The organism is uncultured Oscillibacter sp. (genome assembly GCF_900546705.1).
GTDB lineage: Bacteria > Bacillota > Clostridia > Oscillospirales > Oscillospiraceae > Oscillibacter.
This window is the reverse complement of the sequence record NZ_URDP01000007.1, coordinates 26,751-45,172: the sequence shown is the minus strand read 5'-3', so window position 1 is coordinate 45,172 and position 18,422 is coordinate 26,751. Positions and strand designations below refer to the sequence as shown.

Sequence of the window (18,422 nt, the reverse complement as noted above, 5' to 3'; positions counted from 1 at the left end):
GAGAGAAAAATTCCATGCAAACCATCAGCATTGCCATTGACGGCCCCTCCGGCGCCGGAAAGAGCACGCTGGCCCGACAAGCCGCCGCTGCGCTGGGCTATCTCTATGTGGATACCGGCGCCATTTACCGGACGATTGCCTGCTATGTGCTGCACAGGGGGATTGATCCGGCCGACCAGGCTGCGGTGATCGCCGCCCTGCCGGAGATCCGGGTGGAACTTACCTACGGAGAGGACGGACTGCAGCATATGCATCTCAACGGAGAGGACGTGACTTCCGAGATTCGCCTGCCTCAGGTCTCCGCCTGTGCATCCGTGGTCTCCGCCTATCCACAGGTCCGCTCCTTTCTCCTGGATATGCAGCAGGCGTTGGCCCGGACCCACAACGTCATTATGGACGGACGGGATATCGGGACCGTTGTCCTTCCCGGAGCCCAGGTGAAGGTCTTTCTGACTGCTTCACCGGAAGCCCGTGCCAGGCGCCGCTGTCTGGAGCTGGAACAGCGGGGGACGCCGGAGCCCTATGAAAAGGTTCTGGCAGATATCCAGCAGCGGGACTGGAACGACACGCACCGGTCCGCATCGCCTCTGCGTCAGGCGGAGGACGCGGTGGTGCTGGATACCACGGAGCTGGACTTTGCCCAGAGCCGGGAAGCCCTGCTGAAAATCATTGAGGAGCGCGTATGAATAACTGGTTTTTTAAACTTGCCTGGTCCGTGATGCGGCCCTTGTCCCATTTTCTCTTCCGGCTCCAGATTGAAGGCCGGGATCGCCTGCCCTCTCACGGAGCCATGCTCTGTGCCAACCACAGCAGCAACTGGGACCCGGTGCTCATCGCTATCAGCCTGCCCATGGACTACGGCCTGCGGGCCATGGCCAAGGACTCTTTGTTCCGCTACCCCGTGCTGCGGGGGGCGGTGGAGCGGCTGGGAGCGTTCCCTGTGGCCAGGGGGCATTCGGACATCAATTCCATCAAAACCGCCCTGAAGGCCATTCGGGACGGGGAAAATCTCCTGATCTTTCCGGAGGGAACCCGAGTGGAGAAGGAGGGGGACGTCCGGGCCAAGGGCGGCGTTGCCGTGATCGGCATCCGGACCGGTGCCCAGTTCGTCCCGGTGTTCGTGGACGGGAAGAAGCGACTGTTTCACAAGACCCGCGTCATCTTCGGTGAGCCTTACCGGCCCACCTACACCGGCCGCCACGGAACGGCGGAAGAAGTGCAGGCCATTGCCGACGATGTGCTGCACCGGGCCTATGCACTGGGAGAGGGGGATTCCACATGCCGAACGTGATTCTTGCCCAGAGCGCCGGCTTCTGCTACGGTGTGAAGCGGGCAGTGGAGCTGGCCCAGCGGACGGCGGAGGAGACCGGCGGCTGCTGGATGCTGGGAGATCTCATCCATAACACTCATGTGGTGGAGGACCTGGCCCGCAGAGGAATTCGAAAAGCCGATCATCCCGATTCCCTGAAAGCCGGGGACACGGTAGTCATCCGCTCCCACGGGGAACTCAAAAGTGTGCTCGATCAGTTGGAAAGCCGGGGCGTCTCCTGTGTCAATGCCACCTGTCCCAATGTCTGCCGGATTCAAAAGCTGGTGGCGCAGGCAGAGCAGGAAGGGCGCCGGAGCGTTATCATCGGCGAACCCCACCACCCGGAGGTGGTGGGCGTTGCCAGCTGGTGCCGCAACGCGCTGGTCTTTGACGGGCCGGAGGCAGTAAAAACGTGGCTTTCCGAGGACCCCAAAAACCGGGAAATCCCTTTGACGGTGGTAGCTCAGACCACCTGCATCCAAAAACTTTTTGAAAGTTCTTGGGAAATTCTAAAAAAAGAGTGTACAAACGTAAAAATATTTGATACAATATGCAATGCTACGCACAAGCGTCAATCGGAGGCGGCAGATATCGCCGGCAAGGTGGACGTGATGGTCGTGGTGGGTGACCGTAAAAGTGCCAATACGAAGCATCTGACGGAAATTTGCATGAAGAGATGCCCCCGCGTGATTCAGATCGAAAGCGCGGACGAGCTCTCGCCGGATTTTTTCACTGATTGCTCTGTTGCGGGTCTTACGGCCGGTGCCTCCACGCCTGCGGGCATCATTAAGGAGGTATATGCAACGATGAGCGAAGAAATCAAAGCGGCCGAGGGCAAAGAGGAGTCCTTCGAGGAATTACTGAATCAGTCTTTCAAAACTTTAAATACAGGCGAGAAGGTGACCGGTATCGTCACGGCCATCACGCCCACTGAGGTCCAGGTGGATGTGGGCGCCAAGCAGGCCGCCTATATCAAGCTCAGCGAGCTGACCGATGATCCCACCGCCAAGCCGGAGGATATCGTGCATGTGGGCGACGAGATCGAGACCTACATTGTCCGTGTCAACGACGTGGAGGGCTATGCCGAGCTCAGCAAGAAGCGCCTGGATGCTGTGAAGGTCTGGGAGAACATTGAGCAGGCTGTCGAGGACAAGACCATCCTCGAGGGCACTGTCACCGAGGAGAACAAGGGCGGCATCGTGGTGTCCGTCAAGGGCGTGCGCGTGTTCGTGCCCGCTTCCCAGAGCGGTCAGCCCCGCGGCGCTGACCTGAGCGCCATGATCAAGCAGAAGGTGCAGCTGCGCATTACCGAGGTCAACCGCGCCCGTCGCCGGGTGGTCGGTTCCATCCGTTCCGTCACCGACGAGGCCCGTAAGGCCGCTCAGGAGGCTCTGTGGGCTTCCATCGAGGTGGGCAAGCACTACACCGGCACGGTCAAGTCCATGACCTCCTACGGCGTGTTCGTGGACATCGGCGGTGTGGATGGTATGGTACATATCTCCGAGCTGAGCTGGAGCCGCATCAAGACTCCCGCTGAGGTCTGCAAGGTGGGCGATACCCTGGATGTGTATGTCATCTCCTTCGATCCTGAAAAGCACAAGATCTCCCTGGGCGTGAAGGACCGCACCATCAATCCCTGGGATGTGTTCATGAACAAGTACAGCGTGGGTGACGTGGCTTCTGTCCGTATCGTCAAGCTGATGAGCTTCGGCGCTTTCGCTGAGGTTGTTCCCGGCGTGGACGGCCTGATCCACATCTCTCAGATCGCTGACCGTCGGATCGACAAGCCCGAGGACGTGCTGTCCGAGGGTCAGGTGGTGGATGCCAAGATCACCGCCATCGACGAGGAGAAGCAGAAGATCTCCCTGTCCATCCGCGCTCTGCTGACTCCTGCCGCTGAGGAGCCCGTTGAGGAATAATCGCGTGAACTGAAAAAGGGCAGACCCATGGGTCTGCCCTTTTTTTTGAAATTTTTGTGATTTTTTTCACGTTTTCCATTGCAATACATCGACAGCTATGTTATAATCTTGACAATCAGAAGTATGACAACCCTTGAGACATCATACAAGGACATCATTTATACGGGAGGATTATCATGAGCTATCAGGAAGAGTACAAGCAGAAACTCAAGACCGCTGATGAAGCGGTGAAGGTGGTCAAGTCCGGTGATTGGGTGGATTACGGCTGGTGTGTCGGCACCCCCAAGGCACTGGATAAAGCGCTCGCCAAGCGCAGCGAGGAGCTGACCGACGTCAAGTTCCGCGGCGGCATCCTCACCAGCCGCCCTGCAATCTTTGACGTGCCCAATGTGGCTGAGCACTTCACTTGGAACTCCTGGCATATGTCCGGCATCGAGCGCAAGGCCATCAACGAGGGCTTTGCCTATTTCGCACCCATCCGCTATTCCGAGCTGCCCAGCTATTATCGCAACTGCATCGGTGAAACTGATGTGGCTATGTTCCAGGTGGCACCCATGGATGCCCACGGCTGGTTCAACTTCGGTCCCAGTGCCTCTCACCTCAAGGCCATGTGTGAGAAGGCAAAGGTCATCATCGTCGAGGTCAACAAGAATATGCCCGTCTGCTTCGGCGGCTTTGACAACTGCATCCACATCAGCGACGTGGACATGATTGTGGAAGGGGACAATCCTCCCATCGACGAACTGGGCGGCTCCGGTGAGGCCTCCGACGTGGATCTGGCCGTGGCCAACCTGGTGGTGCCCGAGATCCCCGACGGTGCCTGCCTGCAGCTGGGCATCGGCTCCATGCCCAGTGCCATCGGCAAGATGATCGCCGAATCCGATCTGAAGGACCTGGGTGTCCACACCGAGATGTACGTGGATGCCTTTGTGGACATGTCCAAGGCTGGCCGCATCACCGGTCTGCGCAAGCCCTTTGACCGGGGCCGTCAGACCTATGCCTTCGCCGCCGGTACCCAGAAGCTCTATGATTTCCTGGATGGCAACCCCGAGTGCATGTCCGCACCCGTCAGCTATGTCAACGACATTGCCCGCGTCTCCCAGATCGATAACTTCATCTCCATCAACGGCGCGGTGGACATTGACCTCTACGGCCAGGTGTCCTCTGAATCTTCCGGTACCCGCCATATCTCCGGTGCCGGCGGCCAGCAGGATTTCGTCATGGGCGCTTACCTCGCCAAGGGCGGCAAGAGCTTCATCTGCTGCTCTTCCTCCTTCAAGGACAAGAAGACCGGCGAGCTCAAGTCCCGGATCCGTCCCACCATGCTGGAGGGCACCGTCATCACCGCCACCCGTACCAACCTCCACTGGCTGGTAACCGAGTACGGCAAGGTGAATGTGAAGGGCCTGAGCACCTGGGAGCGCGCCGAGGCGATTATCTCCGTGGCCCATCCTCAGTTCCGCGAGGAGCTGATCGCCGCAGCAGAGAAAATGCATATTTGGCGCCGTTCCAACAAAAAGTAAACATCTGCTTTGTATATACTGACGGTGTTTTTCGCACCGTCAGTATATTTTTATGCCAAACAATACAAAATCACGCTTGTAAATTGACAGTTATAGGGTTATAATTGCATGTGAGTAATTATTTGTTTTTGTGAGGTGTAAACAAGACAGCGGGTTACCCGGCCCCGCTTGGACGGGAAAGGAAAGGTTTGTTCATGTTCAGCATCGGGGATCTGGTTGTGCATCCCATGCACGGAGCAGGCATCATCGACGGGATTATACGCGAAAAGATTGCAGGCAGTGCGCAGGATTACTATGTGTTCAAAATGCCGGTGGGGGGACTCCTTCTGAAAATCCCTGTGGCCAACAGCCAGGCCATCGGCATCCGCGAGATTATCTCTCAGCCGGAGGCGGAGACGCTGCTGGGCGCCATCCCCACCATGGAGGTGGAGAGCTGTACCAACTGGAACAAGCGGTATCGGGAGAACATGGCACGGCTGAAGAGCGGGGACCTCTATGAGGTTGCCCGGGTGGTCAAGGCGCTCATGCACCGTGACCACCAGCGGGGACTGTCCACCGGAGAGCGGAAAATGCTGCACAACGCCCGTCAGATTCTCCTCTCGGAGATCGTTATGGCGGAGCACGGAGCATATGATGAAATCGAAGCCCGCCTGGACCAGGCCATGATGCAGCTGCCTGCGGCGCACTGACCATGATTTTGAAAGGGTAGAAGTTCATGTTTCCATTTTTCAAAAAGCATCGGGATGCCCGCCGGCCCCGCTGTGCCGCACTGGTGGCGGCAGCCGGCAGTTCCACCCGGATGGGCGGCGTCAACAAGCTGCTCCAGCCGCTGGACGGCATCCCCGTTCTGGCACGCACGCTGCAGGCGCTGGAGCAGGCGGAGCGGGTGGACGAGATCATCGTAGCCACGCGGGAATCTGACCTTGTGGAGATCGCGGAGCTGTGCCGTACATATGGCATCACCAAATGCGCCAAGGTCATCCGGGGCGGAGAGAGCCGGGCCCACTCGGTTATGCTGGCCGCGCTGGAGGCAGGGGATGGTACGCAGCTGCTGGCCGTGCAGGACGGGGCACGTCCCCTGGTCACGCCGGCTCTGATCGATGCAGTCATCCGTGCGGCGGAGCGGTGCGGCGCGGCAGCGCCGGCAGTCGCGGTAAAAGATACCATCAAGGAAGCCGGCTCCGACGGCATCGTGGAGCGGACGCTGGACCGCAGCCGTCTGCGGGCGGTGCAGACGCCCCAGGTATTCACGGCGGACCTGCTCAAAGGGGCATTGCAGTCCGCACTGGAGCAGAACATCCCCATTACGGACGATTGTTCTGCCGTGGAACGGCTGGGCAAGCAGGTTTTGCTGATCGACGGAGACGAGTCCAATCTGAAAATCACCACGCCGGGCGATCTGATACTGGCGGAGGCAATCTTACACGCCAGGGAGGAAGCGCAATGACCAATCTTCGCATCGGGCACGGGTACGATGTGCACCGTCTGACGGAAAACCGCCGTCTGATTCTGGGCGGCGTGGACATTCCCTGGGAAAAGGGACTGCTGGGCCACTCCGACGCGGATGTGCTGACCCACGCCATTATGGACGCGCTCACCGGCGCGGCCCGGCTGGGCGATATCGGAAAGCTGTTTCCGGACACGGATCCGGCCTATGCCGGAATCTCCAGCCTGAAGCTGCTCTCCCATGTAGCCCATCTGCTGGACGAGGCCGGATACGACGTGGTCAACATCGACGCCGTGCTGCTGGCCCAGGCGCCCAAGGTGGGGCCCTACCGCCGGCAGATGGAGGAGAATCTGGCCTCGGCGCTGGGCATTGATCCCTGGCAGGTCAACGTCAAGGCCACCACGGAGGAGGGACTGGGTTTCACCGGAGACGGCTCCGGGATGGCCGCCCACGCAGTTGTTCTGCTGGAAAAACGCTGAAATATCCGGGAGAGTCCGAAATCGGACTCTCCCTTTTTCTCGGCTCCAGGGGGAACAGACAGCCACCGCCCGCATAGGATGGGGGGAGAGGAGGCGTAACTGTGGAGCACTATCTGATTATCGCCCGCTCCGTAACCTATGCCCAGCGGATGCAGCGCGCCCTGGGCCAGGCGGGAATTCGCAGCCGGATCTATCGTGCGCCCAGGGACTTGACCGAACTGGGCTGCGCCTACGCCGTGGAACTCTCCGTATCCGATCTGGCATCCGCCCTGCAGGTCCTGCACAGGGAGCGGCTGGACCCTGTTCAAATATTTTTGTCGCAAAAAGGCACATTTCTGGAGGTGCGCCCATGATCTACCTGGACAGTGCCGCCACGACCTTCCAAAAGCCGCCGGAGGTAACCGAGGCGGTCCGGGAGGCCATGGCCACCATGAGCTCGCCGGGACGGGGCGGATACCGCTCCGCCATGCTGGCGGCGGATACTGCGTTTGCCTGCCGCAGTGAATTGGCGGAACTCTATCACCTGGAAAGCCCGGAGCAAGTGGTATTCACCATGAACGCAACCCACGCCCTGAACATTGCCATCAAAAGTCTGGTGCCGCCCGGCGGACACGCGGTCATCTCCGGCTACGAACACAACGCGGTTACCCGTCCCCTCCACGCGCTGGGCGCCCGGGTGGATGTGGCGGCCGGTCCGCTTTTCGATCCGGAACAAACCGCAGATGCCTTTGCACATCTGATTGTGCCGGGCGTGGATGCCGTCATCTGCAACCATGTGTCCAACGTATTTGGCTACGTGCAGCCGGTGGAGCAGGTGGCGGCCCTGTGCCGGGCCCGGGGCGTACCATTGATCGTAGACGCATCCCAGTCCGCCGGGATCCTTGCCCTGGACCAGGCGGCACTGGCTGCCGCGTTCATTGCCATGCCGGGTCACAAGGGCCTCTACGGCCCCCAGGGTACCGGCGTGCTGCTGTGCGGTCCGGGAACCACTGTGCGTCCGCTGATGGAGGGGGGGACCGGAAGCCTTTCCATTCAGCAGCAAATGCCCGAGTTCCTGCCGGACCGTCTGGAGGCCGGGACCCACAATGTCCCCGGCATCGCAGGGCTTCTGGCCGGTGTGCGGTTCGTACGCCGGGTGGGGCCGGAAAACATCTGCTATCAGGAGCGGGTTCTGGCCCGGCAGGCCGCCCTGGGCCTTATGTCCATGCCCGGCGTGCAGGTATACGCAAGACCCGATCTTGCAAGTCAGGCCGGTGTGCTGTCCTTTACTGCTGCCGGCCGCGATGTAGAGCAGATCGCCGCTGCATTGGGGCAGCGGGACATTGCCGTCCGGGCAGGACTCCACTGCGCCCCCGCGGCCCATCGCCAGGCAGGTACCCTGGAAACCGGCACCGTCCGGCTGAGCTTTTCTCACTGGAACACAGCCGGGGAGGTGGAGCACTTTTTGGAGGCCATGGGCCAGATCCTGGGGTAATTTTCTGAACAGACCGTGAATTTTCCTGTGGATTGCCTTGCAATCCTTTGGTATTTTTTATATAATCAAGTGTATTCATGGCCTGGAGGAGATGAGGAAATCTCAATGGATGTTCAATTGTCTGAGCTGCCGCTGGTGATCGGCCGGTATTTGCTGATGATCCAGCTGACAGATCTTTTGGATATCGGCATCATGATCTTCGTCCTGTACAAGGTGCTGATGCTGGTACAAAGTACAAAGGCCGCCAGCCTTTTGAAGGGACTGTTCGTCTTCTTGGGCGCACTGCTGCTGTCCTATATTCTGCAGCTGCACAGTGTCAATTATATCCTGAGCAGCATGGTGGATATGGGCGTTCTGGCGCTCATCATTCTCTTCCAGCCGGAGATCCGGCGGATTCTGGAGCAGATGGGCAGCAAGCGGTTCATTGCCTTTTTTGCCCATACCGAGGACGTCAACGTCATCGAGCAGACCATCGGCCAGACAGTCCTGGCCTGCACGGAGATGTCCCAGTCCCGCACCGGTGCGCTGATCGTCTTTGAGCGGGAGATGCTGCTCGACGACATGGTGCGCAGCGGAACGGTGCTGGACGCCACCGTCTCCAGCGAACTTTTGAAAAATATTTTCTTTGTAAAGGCACCCATGCACGACGGCGCCGTTATCGTCCGGGACGGGCGGGTGCTGGGTGCCGGCTGCATGCTGCCCCTGAGCAAAAATGTGAATCTCTCCCGGGATCTTGGCATGCGGCACCGGGCCGGCATCGGCATGAGTGAAAACTCCGACGCGGTGGTGGTCATCGTCTCAGAGGAGACCGGCTCCATCTCCGTGGCCATCGGAGGAATGCTCAAGCGGCATCTGAAGCCGGAGACGCTGGAAAATCTTCTGCGCAACGAGCTGCTCCCTCAGGACAACGAAGAACCCGCCAGGCAGAAATTCTCTCTGGCGGGTCTTTGGGGCGCCATGACAGCCCGGCGGAACGGAGGCAGCCATGAAGATTGATCTGCGCAAGCGAAAAGCATTTTACATTGCCCTGGCCACGCTGGTGGCGATCACCCTCTGGATCTATGTGGATATGACCGGCGGCCCGGATGGAACAGCCCGCATTAGAACCAAGGAGTTCAAGGACGTCCCCATCGAATACCTGTGGGAGGATACGGTCCTGGCCGACCGCGGCCTGATGCTGCTGGACGAGGGCACGGACAAGACGGTGGATGTCACGCTCCGGGGCACACGCTGGAACCTGGCCAAGATCGACCGGGATGACATTCTCATCCAGGCGGATCTGTCCGGCATCACCACAACCGGCGTGCAGAGCGTGTCCAACAAAACCGGGTTTACCACCAAGAGTCTCAGTCAGATTGTGGAGTTTCAGGACATCAAGCCCTATACTGCTACGGTCAACATCGGCGAGTTGTACAGCAAGACCGTGGACGTTCACTGCGAGGTGGTGGGGAACGTGGCCGAAGGCTACTCCGCCGGCGAGCTGACGCTTTCTCCCTCCACCTTTGAGATCCGTGGGCAGCAAGAGATCCTCGATCAAGTCAGCTACGCCAAGGTGACCCTGGACATCGGCACCGATGCGGTTTCCTCTGTCTCGGAGGCTTTGAACTTCGAATTCTATGATGCCAATGACCAGCTTCTGGAGAGTAAGGACATCCATCCCACAGTGGATCAGGTACAGGTGACCATGCCGGTCAACGTCACCAAGGAGCTGAAACTCACCGTGAATTTCAAGGAATCCCCGGGTGCCCGTGTCTCCAATACCGTGGTGACCATCAATCCCGAGAGCGTCACCGTCACCGGCGAGGCAGATATCCTGCGGGATATCGATTCACTGGTACTGGCGGACTTTGATCTGACCAAGCTGGACAGTTCCGCCGTGTATAATTACGTCATCCCCATTCCGGAGGGATGCGAAAACCTCAGCGGTGTCTCTCAGGCTACCATGCGCCTGCACTTCAAGGACATGACCACCGCCGAGGTAACCACTGACCGGATCCGCTACGAAAATCTTGCTGCGGAGGGCCGTCAGGTGGAACTTTTGACCATGGAGGTTCCCGTACAGATCTTCGGCACCAGCGCGGATGTCGCCGCCGTCACAGGAGACGATATCATCGTGGTGGCGGATCTGACGGACTTCAATAACGCCGTGGGAAGCTATACCGTTCCCGCCAAGGTGCTCATCAGCACCGGCGGCGACGTAGGCGTCTCCGGTACCTATCAGGTGCGCGTCAATATCTCCGATGGAACGGACGATTCGTCCGGCGGGGAGGACGCGGATGCGCAATAAGTGGGGCGGCGGGTTTCCGTGCGCCGTCCCGGGAGGTTTATATGACACAAATTGCAACTGTTGAACGAATTCTGGACAAGAACCATGCGGAGATCTCCGTACCCCGCAAATCCGCCTGCGGACACGACTGCGAGGAGTGTGCCGGCTGCGGCGTCACCGGTGCGGCCGTACGGGCAAAGGCAGTCAATTCCATCGATGCCCGCCCCGGACAAAAGGTGGTGGTGGAGAGCAGCACCAGCAAAATGCTGCACATCATCGCACTTGTTTATCTGACACCCGTGGTGCTCTTTCTGCTGTGCTACCTGCTGGCCGTGGCGCTGGGTGCCGGTGTGTCCACCCAGTATACAGCCGGCGTGGTTGGGTTCGTGGCAGGAATCGTAGCCGCCATCGTCTACGACCGCCGTCTGAAAAAGCAGGGGGGACTCACTTTCCGCATTGTCCGCGTGTTTTAATGTACGGATACGTGCGTCCGCCCCTGGAATTGCTGGATGAAACCGGGCGGCAGCAATTTCAGCAGGCCTACTGCGGCCTTTGCCACACGCTGGGCACACGGTACGGATCGGCCGCCCGCTTCATTCTCAATTACGATTTTACCTACCTTGCCATTCTGCTCTCGGACCCGGGGGAGGGGACCGTGCTCCGGCGGCGGTGCATTGCCTCGCCCCATAAGGCTCGTCCTTATCTGCAAAGCAGTGCCCCCATGGAGTTGGCAGCAGACGAGAGCGTGATTCTTGCTTACTGGCAGCTGCGGGACGGGGTTTCCGACCACGACTGGCTGCACGGGGCCAAATACCGAGCCGCCTCTGCCTTGCTGGAGCCGGCTTACCATCACGCCGCCCGCCTTTGCCCTTCTTTTGACACAGCCGTTCAAAAGCAGCTCTCCATTCTCAGCCGCCTGGAGCAGGAACAGTGTGCTTCCATGGATCAGGCGGCAGATGCCTTTGCCGTCTTGCTGGAGCGGGGAGCCGATCAGGTGGAAAACGCCGTGCAGCGGCGGGTGCTGGGGCAGATGCTCTATCATCTGGGACGCTGGATTTATCTGGTAGATGCAGCGGACGACCTGAAAAAAGACGCCCGTTCGGGAAACTATAATCCTGTGGCACTGCGCTTCGGCCTGCAAAACGGCACCTGGACGCCGGAGAGCCGCCGGATCTTTGCCCAGTCTCTGGACCACTCCGTCCGCATGATCGCCACTGCCTACGAGCTGTGGGATTTCGGACGGTGGTCTCCGGTGCTGGAAGCAACCATCTACAGTGGGCTTTTTCAAGTAGGCAAGGCTGTGCTGGACGGCACCTTTCACCCCAAGACTCGGGGGATAGACAGAAAACGCAGGAAGGTTGAGGAAACCACATGAACGATCCTTACGAGGTTTTGGGCGTACCCGAAACCGCTACCGATGAAGAAATCAAAAAAGCATACCGCGAGCTGGCCCGCAAATATCATCCGGACAACTATCATGATAATCCCCTGGCCGATCTGGCGCAGGAGAAAATGAAAGAGATCAACGCCGCTTACGAGCAGATCACACGGGACCGCGCCGCACGCAACGGCAGTGCCCACAGCGGATACAGCACCCAGAGCGGCTACGGCGGTGCCTACCAGCAGCGGCAGGCCTACGGGAGCTACGGCAGCAGTGCCTCCGGCAGCTCTGTGCTTCAGCAGGTCCGGCTGGCCATCAACTCCGGAAACCTGAGCCGCGCCGAGGCGCTGCTGGCCAACTACAGCGATCACAATGCCGAGTGGAACTTTCTTCGGGGCGCCGTCTGCTACCGCCGCGGCTGGATGGACGAGGCCCGCCGTTACTACCAGACCGCCTGTCAGATGGATCCGGACAACGCTGAATACCGCGCCGCTCTGGAATTCATGGACAACGCCGGTCAGAACACCTATCGGCCCAATGGGACGGTGTTTGGCACTGAGCTGTGCGGCTCCAACCCCTGTCTGAGCCTTTGCTGCCTGTACGCGCTGTGCAATGGTGGCTATTGTTTTTGCCCCATCTGCTGACGAATGGGCCAAGATGTGATAGAATGGAGAGGAAGTAACCGTGATCAAGAGTATGACCGGCTATGGCCGGGCCCGTCAGGAGCTGCACAAGCGGGATATCACCGTGGAAGTGCGCTCTGTCAATAACCGCTACCTGGACTGCACCGTAAAAATGCCCCGGATGTACGCATTTGCAGAGGACGCCGTCAAAAGCCATGTGCAAAAGGCGGTCTCCCGGGGAAAGGTGGACGTGTTCATCACTGTGGACGCCTCTGCCGCCGATGTGGCTAAGGTCAGTGTGAACCGGGAGCTGGCAGCACAATATGCTGCCGCATTGAACGAGTTGTCCGGCCTGTGCGGCCCGGAAGCCTACCAAGTTACTCCGGAAGTTCTGGCCCGCTTCCCTGACGTGCTGACGGTCACTAAAGCCGACGAGGACTTGGAGACAGTCAGTGAAGATCTTTGCACCGTGCTGGACGAGGCGCTGGCGGCCTACAACACCATGCGGGCCGTAGAGGGCGAAAAGCTGGCGGAGGACATTGCCTCCCGGCTGGACACCATTGAAGCATGCACCGGAAAGGTGGAGGCCCGTTCTCCCGAGACCGTGGCCGAGTACCGCGCCAAGCTGACCGCCCGGATGCAGGAGGTACTCCAGAGCACCACCATCGATCCCCAGCGGATCCTCACCGAGGCAGCCATCTATGCCGACAAGGTGGCGGTGGACGAGGAGACCGTGCGTCTGCGGAGCCATGTGGCGCAGCTGCGCACCATGCTGCGGGCGGATGAGCCCATGGGCCGGAAGATGGATTTTTTGATTCAGGAAGTCAACCGCGAGTCCAATACCATCGGCTCCAAGTGCAACGATGTGTCCATCGCGCAGATCGTGGTACAGTTGAAGGCCGAAGTGGAAAAGATGCGCGAGCAGGTTCAGAACATCGAGTGAGGATATGGAACTGATCAATATCGGATTCGGCAGCCTGGTTTCCCGGGACCGGCTTCTGGCCATCGTCAGTCCGGACTCGGCACCCATCAAGCGGATGGTGCAGGAGAGCCGGGAGCGGGGCATGCTGATCGACGCGACTTACGGCCGCAAGACCGCATCCATCTTCATCATGGACAGTGACCATGTGATCTTGTCCGCGCTTCCGCCGGAGCGGTTTGGTGCCCGGGCGGAACAGCACTCGGAGGAGGAAGATTAAACACCATGACAAAAGGAAAGACTTTCATTGTTTCCGGCCCGTCCGGCGTCGGAAAGAGCACGGTACTTCAGGCACTGATGGAGCGGCGGAAAAATGTCTATTTTTCCGTCTCCGCCACCACCAGAGACCCGCGCCCCGGTGAGGTCGACGGCGTCCACTATCATTTTATGGATGTGGACACATTCCGCGCCCGGATCGCCCAGGATGAATTTTTGGAGTACGCAGAATACGTAGGCAACTTCTACGGAACGCCCAAGCGCTACGTGGATGACGCCATGAATCAGGGCAAGGATGTGATTCTGGATATTGAGGTGCAGGGTGCCATCCAGGTCACCAGCAAGCGCCCCGACGCCGTGCGCATCTTCATCGCTCCGCCCAGCTGGGCTGAGCTGGAGCGGCGGCTGACCGAGCGCGGAACAGACAGCCCGGAAAAAATCCAGAAGCGGCTGCTTCGTGCCAAGGTAGAGTTCCAGACTGCCCACACCTATGACTACTTCGTCATCAACGACAGCGTGGACAATGCCGTCTCTGAACTCAACGCCATTATGACCGCCGAGCACTGCAAGCCGAAGGAGCGCATGGAGATCATCAGTGGAAAATAAAGGCGCCGCTCCTGAAAAAATGACAAAAAAATCAGCCGAAATCCGGCAGAATGGAAGTAGATTATTATGATGCTGTATCCCGCAATGAACAAACTCACCAGCTACATTCCCAACCGCTACATGCTGGTCAACGTGGTGGCCCGTCGGGCCCGCCAGATTGCCGAAGACGCCGAGGAGACCGGTGAACATCTGACGGAAAAACCCGTCACCATGGCCATCAACGAAGTGGCTGAAGGCAAGCTGGACGCCAGCCATATGGATCTGACCATCGAAGAAGACCAATAAAAAAGAGGGGAGGGCGAGGCATGGAGACCGCGGAAATCGCAAAAATAGCGGTCAGCGCCGCGCCCTATTCCATTGACAAGCCCTATGACTACCTGATCCCCTCAGACCTGGCAGACACTGCACTGCCCGGAGTACGGGTTATCGTGCCCTTCGGCCGTGGAAACCGTACCAGTGAGGGCGTGATTTTGGCCAGATCCCGCGGGGAAAAGGTCCGGGGGCTCAAGCCCCTTACTTCCGTGCTGGACGACACTCCGGTACTGGACCACGACGGTATTGCCTTGGCGCTGTGGCTGCGGCAGCGGTACTTTTGTACCATGTTCGAAGCCGTCAAGACCATTCTTCCTGCCGGGCTGTGGTACCGTCTCCAGGAACGGTTTTCCCTGTCTGTCTCTCCAGATGAGGCCCGTTCTCTCTGCGCCGCCATCCGGGGCGCGGACCGCCTCATTGATCTGCTCACTGCCCACGGAGGCACCGCCTCCAGGGAAGTTCTGGAGGGAGAGGGCGGCGACGCTGCCGCGCTGCGCGCCATGGAAAAGGCTGGCGTTGTCTCCCGGGATGCCGCAGCCAAACGGCACATCGGCGACAAGACCCGGGCTGTGGCGGAATTGGCAGTCAGTGCCGAAGATGCCATTGCCCTGACAGAGCGTCGGCGTACCAGCGCCCCGATCCGGTATGCGGTGGTGCAGCTGCTCGCCTCCGCCGGGAAGAGCTCCGCTGCCGACGTATGCTACTATACCGGCGCCTCCATGCGCACACTGCGCGCCATGGAAAAAGCCGGACTGATTTCTCTTTCCCAGGAGGAGGAGCTCCGCGTTCCCCGAGAGGAAGTTGTTTCCCCGGGCCCAAAGATCATCTTCAACCAGGAACAGCAGCGGGCTTTTGCCGGGATTCTCTCCCTGCTGGAGAGCAAACAGGCGGAGGCGGCGCTGCTGTATGGCGTCACAGGCAGTGGAAAGACCCAGATCTATCTGCGTCTGGTGCAAGAAGTTCTGGCCATGGGGAAAAGCGCCATTGTACTGGTCCCGGAGATCGTTCTGACCCCTCAGATGATGCGGAAATTCACTGCATACTTCGGCAGTGAAGTGGCAATGCTTCACAGCTCTCTGCGTATGTCGGAACGCTATGACCAATGGAAGCGTATCCGGCGGGGAGAGGTGCGGGTGGTGCTGGGAACCCGTTCGGCGGTGTTTGCCCCGGTGAAAAATCTGGGACTCATTGTATTGGACGAAGAGCAGGAGGGCAGCTACCAGTCGGAAAACCCGCCTCGTTACCACACCCGTGACGTAGCCAAATTCCTGTGTGCCCGCTTCGGCGCCACGATGGTGCTTGGGTCCGCCACACCGTCGGTGGAGAGCGCCTGGGCAGCGGAAAACGGCACCTACCATCTCTTTCGTCTGCGCCAGCGCTACAACGCCCGGGCACTGCCCCAGGTGACGATCGCAGATCTGCGGCAGGAGGTGCGTGCCGGGAACTCCGGCGTGATCGGCGGTTTGCTCCGTCATGAGCTGGAGGAGAACCTTCGGCGTGGGGAGCAGAGCATTCTCTTTTTGAACCGGCGGGGCAACAGCCGGATGCTCCTTTGCGGAGAGTGCGGCTATGTGCCCCAGTGCCCCCGGTGCAGCGTGGCACTGACTTATCACTCCGCCAATGGGCGACTTATGTGTCACTACTGCGGTCACTCCCAGCCTGCCCGGGAGACCTGCCCCGAGTGCGGCGGCAGGATGAAGCATGTGGGCTGCGGCACCCAAAAGGTGGAAGAGGAACTGCATGCGCTCTTTCCCGGGACGGAAATCCTCCGCATGGATGCCGATACCGCTGCCGGAGGACACGCAGCTCTGCTTTCTCGGTTCGAGTCGGAGAAAATTCCCATTTTGCTTGGCACTCAGATGGTCGCCAAGGGGCTGGACTTCGAAAGCGTAACTCTGGTAGGTGTTTTGTCCGCGGACCTTTCTTTGTACGTAGACAACTACCGTGCCGCCGAACGCACATTCAACCTGCTGACCCAGGTGGTGGGCCGGGCAGGGCGGGGCGACCGGACCGGGCGCGCGGTCATCCAGACCTACACACCGGACAACGACGTAATCCGGTGCGCCGCCGCCCAGGACTATGAAGGCTTTTATCGCCAGGAAATCCGGCTGCGGAAGCTGCGGTGCTGCCCGCCCTTTGCAGATCTCTTTTCCTTTACCGCCTCCGGAACCGATGAAGGCGCCGTGCTGCGCAGCGCTGCGTCCGCCAGAGACCTGCTCCGGAAGCTGTTCCCGGACCAGGAGGTCCTGGGCCCGGCACCGGCACCGGTGCTCAAGCTCAACAACCGCTTTCGCTACCAGCTACTTTTGGTCGGCCGCAACAACAAGCCCACCCGGGACCGGATCAGCTGGCTTCTCAAAACGTTTTCCAATGACCGCGCAAACCGCGGCGTGAATATTTTTGTGGACTGCAATCTCACGGAATAGCAGTCGGAAAGGATAAAAAACGATGGCTTTGCGTAAAATTGTGGAGCAGGGTGATCCCTGCCTGAACAAGGTTTGCCGCCCTGTCACGGAATTCAACAAACGGCTCCATGAGCTGCTGGACGACCTGGTGGAAACGCTGGCAGACGCCAACGGCGCCGGCCTTGCTGCCCCCCAGGTGGGTGTGCTGCGCCGGGTGTGCGTGGTCATGGATGAGGACAGCGAGGAATACCTGGAACTGGTAAACCCGGAGATCATTGCTCAGAGCGGTGAGCAGACAGGTCTGGAGGGCTGCCTCAGTGTGCCCGGAAAATGGGGCATCGTCACCCGTCCGGAACGGGTGCGGGTCCGTGCACAGGACCGGGACGGCAACTGGTTCGAGGTGGAGGGTGAGGAGCTGACCGCCCGGGCTTTCTGCCATGAGATCGAACATCTGGACGGCCACCTTTACACTGAGCACATTGATCACTTCCTCACCGACGAGGAGCTGCAGGAATACCTGGATCAGGAAGAGGCCCAGCGTCAGCAAAAGGAGGAGTAAGACCCATGCGGATCTTGTTTATGGGGACACCGGAGTTTGCGGTGGCCTCTCTGCGGCGCCTGGTGGAGGACGGACACGACGTATGCGGCGTGTTCACCCAGCCGGACAAACCCAAAAACCGCGGACACAAGCTGGCGTTCTCCCCGGTGAAGGAATACGCGCTCTCCCAGGGGCTGCCTGTCTATCAGCCGCTGAAAATGCGGGACGGGGAGGCCATGGACATCATCCGGGAGCTGGCGCCGGAACTGATCGTGGTGGCCGCTTACGGAAAGATCCTGCCGGAGGAGATGCTGGCGTTTCCGCCCTACGGCGCCATCAACGTCCACTCGTCTCTGCTACCCAAGTACCGGGGCGCCGCCCCCATCAACTGGGCCATTCTGGACGGGGAAACGGAGACGGGCGTGTCCATCATGTATATGGCCAAGGAGCTGGACGCGGGAGATGTGATCTTGCAGGTGTCCACCCCCATCGGAGAGGACGAGGACGCCCTCTCCCTGACCGGCCGTCTGGCGGAACTGGGCGCCGGTGCCCTTTCAGAGGCCGTGCGCGCCCTGGCGGATGGCACCGCTTCCCGCACTCCTCAGGATGAGCGCCTGCAAAGCTATGCATCCATGCTGTCCCGGGAGATGTCTCCCATCGACTGGAGCCGCCCGGCCCGGGCCATCTCCTGCCAGGTGCGCGGCCTCATTCCCTGGCCTTGTGCCACGGCAGAGCTGGCGGGGCAGCGGTTCAAAATCTATAAAACCGCTCCCGGCCGTTCCACGGAAAAGGCACCCGGTACCATCCTCTCCGCCGGAAAGCAGGGAATTGAAGTCGCCTGCGGAGGCGGCAGCAGTTTGTTTGTCACTGAGCTGCAGGCCGAGGGCGGCAAGCGCATGGCGGCCGCGGCCTATCTGCTGGGCCACCCGATGAACGTGTAAATCC

At 59.8% G+C, this 18,422-nt stretch carries 21 protein-coding genes; all 21 read left to right on the top strand.

Features of this window, described 5'->3' with window-relative positions; translation table 11 throughout:
• Nucleotides 1–14: 14 nt before the first annotated feature.
• The 21 genes from cmk to fmt all read left to right on the top strand — a co-directional run bounded on the left by cmk (nucleotide 15) and on the right by fmt (nucleotide 18,418).
• Nucleotides 15–686 (top strand): (d)CMP kinase, encoded by a 672-nt coding sequence (cmk, locus tag QZS13_RS02945; protein ID WP_295585284.1) that lies wholly within the window; start codon nucleotides 15–17, stop codon nucleotides 684–686.
• Entirely contained in the window at nucleotides 683–1,291 is a 609-nt protein-coding gene (locus QZS13_RS02940) for a 1-acyl-sn-glycerol-3-phosphate acyltransferase (protein WP_295585282.1), read from the top strand. The genes cmk and QZS13_RS02940 overlap by 4 nt, the downstream gene beginning before the upstream one ends.
• Entirely contained in the window at nucleotides 1,279–3,228 is a 1,950-nt protein-coding gene (locus tag QZS13_RS02935) for a bifunctional 4-hydroxy-3-methylbut-2-enyl diphosphate reductase/30S ribosomal protein S1 (RefSeq protein ID WP_295585280.1), read from the top strand. The genes QZS13_RS02940 and QZS13_RS02935 overlap by 13 nt, the downstream gene beginning before the upstream one ends.
• A 176-nt stretch (nucleotides 3,229–3,404) precedes the next feature.
• Complete coding sequence (locus QZS13_RS02930) at nucleotides 3,405–4,751, top strand: butyryl-CoA:acetate CoA-transferase (protein WP_295585277.1); 1,347 nt, start codon at nucleotides 3,405–3,407, stop codon at nucleotides 4,749–4,751.
• Nucleotides 4,752–4,945: 194 nt separating this feature from the next.
• Entirely contained in the window at nucleotides 4,946–5,440 is a 495-nt protein-coding gene (locus tag QZS13_RS02925; RefSeq protein ID WP_295585275.1) for a CarD family transcriptional regulator, read from the top strand.
• Between the two features lie 26 nt (nucleotides 5,441–5,466).
• Nucleotides 5,467–6,198: a 2-C-methyl-D-erythritol 4-phosphate cytidylyltransferase gene (gene ispD, locus QZS13_RS02920; protein ID WP_295585273.1), complete on the top strand. Its 732-nt coding sequence runs from the start codon at nucleotides 5,467–5,469 to the stop codon at nucleotides 6,196–6,198.
• On the top strand, nucleotides 6,195–6,677 hold the full coding sequence (ispF, locus tag QZS13_RS02915; protein ID WP_295585271.1) for a 2-C-methyl-D-erythritol 2,4-cyclodiphosphate synthase: 483 nt from the start codon (nucleotides 6,195–6,197) through the stop codon (nucleotides 6,675–6,677). The genes ispD and ispF overlap by 4 nt, the downstream gene beginning before the upstream one ends.
• 101 nt (nucleotides 6,678–6,778) lie before the next feature.
• Nucleotides 6,779–7,030: a DUF3343 domain-containing protein gene (locus QZS13_RS02910; protein ID WP_295585269.1), complete on the top strand. Its 252-nt coding sequence runs from the start codon at nucleotides 6,779–6,781 to the stop codon at nucleotides 7,028–7,030.
• Entirely contained in the window at nucleotides 7,027–8,151 is a 1,125-nt protein-coding gene (locus tag QZS13_RS02905; protein WP_295585267.1) for an aminotransferase class V-fold PLP-dependent enzyme, read from the top strand. The genes QZS13_RS02910 and QZS13_RS02905 overlap by 4 nt, the downstream gene beginning before the upstream one ends.
• A 105-nt stretch (nucleotides 8,152–8,256) precedes the next feature.
• Complete coding sequence (cdaA, locus tag QZS13_RS02900; RefSeq protein WP_295585265.1) at nucleotides 8,257–9,147, top strand: diadenylate cyclase CdaA; 891 nt, start codon at nucleotides 8,257–8,259, stop codon at nucleotides 9,145–9,147.
• On the top strand, nucleotides 9,137–10,438 hold the full coding sequence (locus QZS13_RS02895; protein ID WP_295585263.1) for a YbbR-like domain-containing protein: 1,302 nt from the start codon (nucleotides 9,137–9,139) through the stop codon (nucleotides 10,436–10,438). Before cdaA ends, QZS13_RS02895 begins: the two co-directional genes overlap by 11 nt.
• Nucleotides 10,439–10,479: 41 nt before the next feature.
• Nucleotides 10,480–10,890, top strand: a complete 411-nt coding sequence (locus QZS13_RS02890) for a SoxR reducing system RseC family protein (RefSeq protein ID WP_295585259.1) — start codon at nucleotides 10,480–10,482, stop codon at nucleotides 10,888–10,890.
• Nucleotides 10,890–11,792 carry a DUF5685 family protein gene (locus tag QZS13_RS02885; RefSeq protein WP_295585256.1) on the top strand — a complete coding sequence of 301 codons (903 nt, stop codon included), beginning with the start codon at nucleotides 10,890–10,892 and terminating at the stop codon, nucleotides 11,790–11,792. Before QZS13_RS02890 ends, QZS13_RS02885 begins: the two co-directional genes overlap by 1 nt.
• Nucleotides 11,789–12,442: a DnaJ domain-containing protein gene (locus QZS13_RS02880; RefSeq protein ID WP_295585254.1), complete on the top strand. Its 654-nt coding sequence runs from the start codon at nucleotides 11,789–11,791 to the stop codon at nucleotides 12,440–12,442. The genes QZS13_RS02885 and QZS13_RS02880 overlap by 4 nt, the downstream gene beginning before the upstream one ends.
• Before the next feature lie 40 nt (nucleotides 12,443–12,482).
• Complete coding sequence (locus QZS13_RS02875; RefSeq protein WP_295585252.1) at nucleotides 12,483–13,364, top strand: YicC/YloC family endoribonuclease; 882 nt, start codon at nucleotides 12,483–12,485, stop codon at nucleotides 13,362–13,364.
• A gap of 4 nt (nucleotides 13,365–13,368) precedes the next feature.
• Nucleotides 13,369–13,620, top strand: coding sequence for a DUF370 domain-containing protein (locus QZS13_RS02870; RefSeq protein ID WP_295585250.1), 252 nt, complete (start codon nucleotides 13,369–13,371; stop codon nucleotides 13,618–13,620).
• Nucleotides 13,621–13,625: 5 nt separating this feature from the next.
• Nucleotides 13,626–14,222 (top strand): guanylate kinase, encoded by a 597-nt coding sequence (gene gmk / locus QZS13_RS02865; protein ID WP_295585248.1) that lies wholly within the window; start codon nucleotides 13,626–13,628, stop codon nucleotides 14,220–14,222.
• A 66-nt stretch (nucleotides 14,223–14,288) separates the two neighbouring features.
• Nucleotides 14,289–14,507: a DNA-directed RNA polymerase subunit omega gene (gene rpoZ / locus QZS13_RS02860; RefSeq protein ID WP_295585245.1), complete on the top strand. Its 219-nt coding sequence runs from the start codon at nucleotides 14,289–14,291 to the stop codon at nucleotides 14,505–14,507.
• 20 nt (nucleotides 14,508–14,527) lie between these two features.
• Nucleotides 14,528–16,960 (top strand): primosomal protein N', encoded by a 2,433-nt coding sequence (priA, locus tag QZS13_RS02855; RefSeq protein ID WP_295585243.1) that lies wholly within the window; start codon nucleotides 14,528–14,530, stop codon nucleotides 16,958–16,960.
• 22 nt (nucleotides 16,961–16,982) lie between these two features.
• Nucleotides 16,983–17,498 (top strand): peptide deformylase, encoded by a 516-nt coding sequence (gene def / locus QZS13_RS02850; protein WP_295585240.1) that lies wholly within the window; start codon nucleotides 16,983–16,985, stop codon nucleotides 17,496–17,498.
• A 5-nt stretch (nucleotides 17,499–17,503) separates the two neighbouring features.
• Nucleotides 17,504–18,418, top strand: a complete 915-nt coding sequence (fmt, locus tag QZS13_RS02845) for a methionyl-tRNA formyltransferase (RefSeq protein ID WP_295585238.1) — start codon at nucleotides 17,504–17,506, stop codon at nucleotides 18,416–18,418.
• The last annotated feature ends 4 nt before the right edge of the window (nucleotides 18,419–18,422 follow it).

Coding starts and splice junctions, on each gene's coding strand:
- cmk (WP_295585284.1), top strand. CDS start 15: ATGCAAACCATCAGCATTGCCATTGACGGCCCCTCCGGCGCCGGAAAG.
- QZS13_RS02940 (WP_295585282.1), top strand. CDS start 683: ATGAATAACTGGTTTTTTAAACTTGCCTGGTCCGTGATGCGGCCCTTG.
- QZS13_RS02935 (WP_295585280.1), top strand. CDS start 1,279: ATGCCGAACGTGATTCTTGCCCAGAGCGCCGGCTTCTGCTACGGTGTG.
- QZS13_RS02930 (WP_295585277.1), top strand. CDS start 3,405: ATGAGCTATCAGGAAGAGTACAAGCAGAAACTCAAGACCGCTGATGAA.
- QZS13_RS02925 (WP_295585275.1), top strand. CDS start 4,946: ATGTTCAGCATCGGGGATCTGGTTGTGCATCCCATGCACGGAGCAGGC.
- ispD (WP_295585273.1), top strand. CDS start 5,467: ATGTTTCCATTTTTCAAAAAGCATCGGGATGCCCGCCGGCCCCGCTGT.
- ispF (WP_295585271.1), top strand. CDS start 6,195: ATGACCAATCTTCGCATCGGGCACGGGTACGATGTGCACCGTCTGACG.
- QZS13_RS02905 (WP_295585267.1), top strand. CDS start 7,027: ATGATCTACCTGGACAGTGCCGCCACGACCTTCCAAAAGCCGCCGGAG.
- cdaA (WP_295585265.1), top strand. CDS start 8,257: ATGGATGTTCAATTGTCTGAGCTGCCGCTGGTGATCGGCCGGTATTTG.
- QZS13_RS02895 (WP_295585263.1), top strand. CDS start 9,137: ATGAAGATTGATCTGCGCAAGCGAAAAGCATTTTACATTGCCCTGGCC.
- QZS13_RS02890 (WP_295585259.1), top strand. CDS start 10,480: ATGACACAAATTGCAACTGTTGAACGAATTCTGGACAAGAACCATGCG.
- QZS13_RS02885 (WP_295585256.1), top strand. CDS start 10,890: ATGTACGGATACGTGCGTCCGCCCCTGGAATTGCTGGATGAAACCGGG.
- QZS13_RS02880 (WP_295585254.1), top strand. CDS start 11,789: ATGAACGATCCTTACGAGGTTTTGGGCGTACCCGAAACCGCTACCGAT.
- QZS13_RS02870 (WP_295585250.1), top strand. CDS start 13,369: ATGGAACTGATCAATATCGGATTCGGCAGCCTGGTTTCCCGGGACCGG.
- gmk (WP_295585248.1), top strand. CDS start 13,626: ATGACAAAAGGAAAGACTTTCATTGTTTCCGGCCCGTCCGGCGTCGGA.
- rpoZ (WP_295585245.1), top strand. CDS start 14,289: ATGATGCTGTATCCCGCAATGAACAAACTCACCAGCTACATTCCCAAC.
- priA (WP_295585243.1), top strand. CDS start 14,528: ATGGAGACCGCGGAAATCGCAAAAATAGCGGTCAGCGCCGCGCCCTAT.
- def (WP_295585240.1), top strand. CDS start 16,983: ATGGCTTTGCGTAAAATTGTGGAGCAGGGTGATCCCTGCCTGAACAAG.
- fmt (WP_295585238.1), top strand. CDS start 17,504: ATGCGGATCTTGTTTATGGGGACACCGGAGTTTGCGGTGGCCTCTCTG.